Source organism: Paenibacillus sp. AR247 (assembly GCF_002968895.1).
In the GTDB taxonomy this organism is placed as follows: domain Bacteria; phylum Bacillota; class Bacilli; order Paenibacillales; family Paenibacillaceae; genus Paenibacillus_AQ; species Paenibacillus_AQ favisporus.
Window position 1 is genome coordinate 1315066 of sequence record NZ_PCZT01000009.1, and the last position, 3670, is coordinate 1318735.

Here is a 3670-nt window from a genome sequence, read left to right on the forward strand (position 1 = left end):
AGTTGTCGTGTTCATCTTCATGCCTCCTGACCAAATACTACCACAAAGGAATATTTAGAGAAAACGAAAATAAAAACAGCCAAAACAAGGAAATTCCTGCTATGACTGTTTGGGTCCCCAAACAAATCTATACAATGGTAAGGGATTTTCTCGCCTTATTTCAGCGGCTTTTAGCGTGACTGATTCTCCGGCTTCACAAGTGCCTCCTCCGGGGAGGACGCTGCGAACCGGTCCACCCATTCGAAAGGAAGGTGATCGGTAATCAGCTTTCCGTAATATGCGGTCCTTACGATCCCCTCTTCATCGATCAGAAACTCGGCCGGAATGCGGTGGAAATTGGCCCCCTCTTCAGGCGTAAGCGGAAAACCGGCGGCCGCCGCTTCATCTGCCAGTTCATGAACATTCGGCAGCGCTAATGTAGCTTCCGTCTTGGATTTCGACGATTCGACTCCGTACAGGCTATAGATGTCGGCATTCGGATCGGCAATGAGCGAAAAAGGCGCCTGCTGCGCGCCTACATACTTGTGCAGGTTCGCTTCCGGCGATTCAAAAAACGCGATGACTTGAAGCCCATGGCGACGCCAGTCGGGATACCTCTGGATCATTTGATGAACGCGTAAATTGCACATAGCGCATGCCGCATTACGGAAGAACGACAGCAGCACCTTGCGGTCGCGGAATTGGTCCAGCGAAACCGGATCGCCGTGCTGGTTGATCGATTGGAAGAGCGGGGCTTTGTCCCCGGTCATCAGCAGGTTGGTCATGGAAATTCCTCCTCATGGATCTTCTATGCATGAAATGCATGAACCCACTTTAGCAGGAAGCTCCGGATTCCTCTGTGACCAGGTCACCAAACTCCTCTTCCAGCAGCTTACGCTGCAAAATACGGACCGTTCCCCGGCTGGTCTCGATCAACCCTTTCCGCTGAAACCGGGCAAGTGCCCTTGTCACGACCTCGCGAACCGACCCGACCTCTTCGGCCAGCTCCTGATGGGTGATCCGAACCGTCGGCGCTTCCCCGGCCGTCATTCGCAGCAGCGCTCCGGCAAGGCGGTTGTCAAGCGGGAGGGTCTGGCGCTGCTGCGTCCTCTCCACCATGCGGAGCATGCCGTCAAGCAGTCCGCCGAACACCGTAGCGCGAATAGGCTCGTACTCCTGTACCCAACGCATAAAGCTGCTTTTCCGCACAAACAGCACTTCCACTTCGGTCTCGGCAGTCAGCTCACCGGGATACTCGCGCCCGCTTAGACCGCTCAGCACCAGGAGTGAGCAAATTTCTCCCGCTGTCAGCAGGTTGATGACAGTTTCGGAGCCATTTTCGCCGATCACCGTAATCCTCGCGGTTCCACTGAGAAGGAACATACCATATGCCGCCGCATCATCCCGGTGGAATATTCGCGATTTGGCGCTAAATCGACGGATGAACGGCCCGGACTCCCGCCACTCCTCAGGCGAAACCGCCGTCAGGCACGGAAATACCTGGACGGGCTTGTCACTTGATTCATGTGATATGCTCATGCACTTTGTTCCTCCCAAATAGGTCAGCCCGATAATGACTATAGTATAGAAGATATTCGGCAGCAGCAAAAGCATAACACTGCAGCATTCGCAGGGTTAGCTGGCGCAGCGTCGGCTGGCGGCATAAAGATACAAAAAAAAGCCAAGGCTGAAATGCGATGGCTGTTGAATAGATAAAACATGTAGGTTGCGCTGTTGATAGATCACATCGGCCTGTTGGCCAATTTTTTCCCTTTAAGCATCGATCTGAAGATCAGCCTGAGCAGCGGCGGTACGGCGAAAAGATAAACAGGGTCCGGAACAGCTGGTAGCAGGTGACGACCGACAGGTCCCCGTTCACTTCCTTGGCGATCAGTGCCATCTGATCCATGCCGCCTGGCGAAAGGCTGAGAAATGACGTGACTTCCGTTATCGCGTGAAACTTGGTCAGCAGCACGCTGAGCCCGAGGGAGCATGCGATCAGCACGACACCGCTCAATATGGCGAGCAATATGATTTTCACTTTATGCTTCAAATTTTCCGGTTTGAGCAGTAATCCGATATACCCGCCCATCATCAGCTGCGACAGGCTCAGGACCACCGGCGGGAGCGAATGTCCCTCATATCCCGATAAATTGAGCAGGATGGTGCCGATCATCGGCCCCAGCAGAAAGGCTGTCGGAAATTTGATCCGTTTACCCACCAAGGCAAATACGACGCATACCACCGCGAAAAGCCAGATATGCGGAAACAAGGCGGACCAATCGGCCGATGTCGCCGCAGATGCGGCTCCTGATGCATGCGATCCCGAGGGATGGAACAGCGGGCTGAAGATCAAAAGGGGCACACAGAAAATAATCATGATCAGCCGCGACACCTGAAGGAAGGTCACGACCGTCAAATCGATTCCCTCCACTTCCTCCGCCAGCGTGATCATTTGGCTCAGCCCGCCGGGAATGCTGCCCATCAGCACCGTAGGAAACGGGATTCCCGACAGAAAAGCGATCATAAAGGCGATCGCCGCAGCAACGACCAGCAGCAGCGCCGTAAACAGGACCATCGTCGGCAGCTGGTGCCCGATCTGCTTCAGCGTGGACAAGGTGAAAGACAATCCCATCGTATAACCGATGATGATCATTCCCGTATTCCGCACCTGCCCCGGCCAAAAGAAAGAAACGCCTTTAAACAGCTTGGAGCCGATCATGACAAAAACCATGGAGCCCAGCAGCCATGGTATCGGCATATGGATCCATTGGAAGATAAATCCGCCGATGACGGCAAACACGCAGGTCACCAAAAACCGCAGCCATTTGTTGTTCCTCCAACGGCTGTTGTTCAAGCTTGCGGTGTCTGTCATTACAGGCTCTCAGTCAGTTCAGCGATTCGCGCCCCGGCATCCCCTTGGTACAGACCGCCATGATAGCAGATGACATTTTCGATCGGATAGGCTTTGAATTTGGTGATCGACTGCATCGCTTCGTCCATATTCGGCGTCACCGGCGGATTCGGTCCCTGCAGCTCGCCGTTGTTAACGACCATGGCGTCACCGGTAATCAATGTTTTGCTCGGCTCGTGATACAAGCTGATATGCCCTGGAGTATGGCCCGGTGTATAAATGACGGTCAGTCCCCCGCCAAAAGGCAGCTTCTCGCCATCGGCAAGAAGGCGGGTCACATTGGTCACCTTTCCGGAAAAGGTCGTCTCAAAGGCTTCAGCCAGTTGGGCCGGCATCGACTCCAGCAGTCCTTTTTTACGGTCCCCGCTAAATTTGATCATTGGTTTGAGTCCGTCGATGTAAGGCTGGTCTTCCGCATGTGCATATACCTCAACACCCTCGCCCTTAAATTGAGGCAGGCTGCCCACATGGTCGATATCCTGGTGGGTAACAATAATGGAATGAGGGGCGGCAGGGTCGATCCCAGCCTGAGACATGAGCTCCACGATTTTTTCGTAGCAGCCCGGCATCCCCGTGTCTACCAATACATAGGAATCCTTATCCCGGATGACTACAGGATGAATCACCATCTCCCGATCGCCCATGGAAAGGGACAGTTCCAGCATTTCGATCTGATCCGAAATTTTCATACTTCACGCCAAAGCATCTCGCTTTGGCTCACCTCCTGTCAACTTAAATATCCGCATAAAACTCGCTAGTTCATTATATGACTCTTGA

At 53.5% G+C, this 3670-nt stretch carries 4 protein-coding genes; all 4 read right to left on the minus strand.

Annotated features, from left to right (window positions below):
* Positions 1-170: 170 nt before the first annotated feature.
* The 4 genes from CPT76_RS14235 to CPT76_RS14250 all read right to left on the minus strand — a co-directional run bounded on the left by CPT76_RS14235 (position 171) and on the right by CPT76_RS14250 (position 3582).
* A complete protein-coding gene (locus tag CPT76_RS14235; RefSeq protein ID WP_105443371.1) occupies positions 171-764 on the minus strand; it encodes a redoxin domain-containing protein in 594 nt (197 codons plus the stop codon).
* A gap of 49 nt (positions 765-813) precedes the next feature.
* Positions 814-1518: a Crp/Fnr family transcriptional regulator gene (locus tag CPT76_RS14240; protein ID WP_181152846.1), complete on the minus strand. Its 705-nt coding sequence runs from the start codon at positions 1516-1518 to the stop codon at positions 814-816.
* A 253-nt stretch (positions 1519-1771) separates the two neighbouring features.
* A complete protein-coding gene (locus tag CPT76_RS14245) occupies positions 1772-2854 on the minus strand; it encodes an AbrB family transcriptional regulator (protein ID WP_258168437.1) in 1083 nt (360 codons plus the stop codon).
* Positions 2854-3582 (minus strand): MBL fold metallo-hydrolase, encoded by a 729-nt coding sequence (locus CPT76_RS14250; protein ID WP_105443373.1) that lies wholly within the window; start codon positions 3580-3582, stop codon positions 2854-2856. The genes CPT76_RS14245 and CPT76_RS14250 overlap by 1 nt, the downstream gene beginning before the upstream one ends.
* Between the last annotated feature and the right edge of the window lie 88 nt (positions 3583-3670).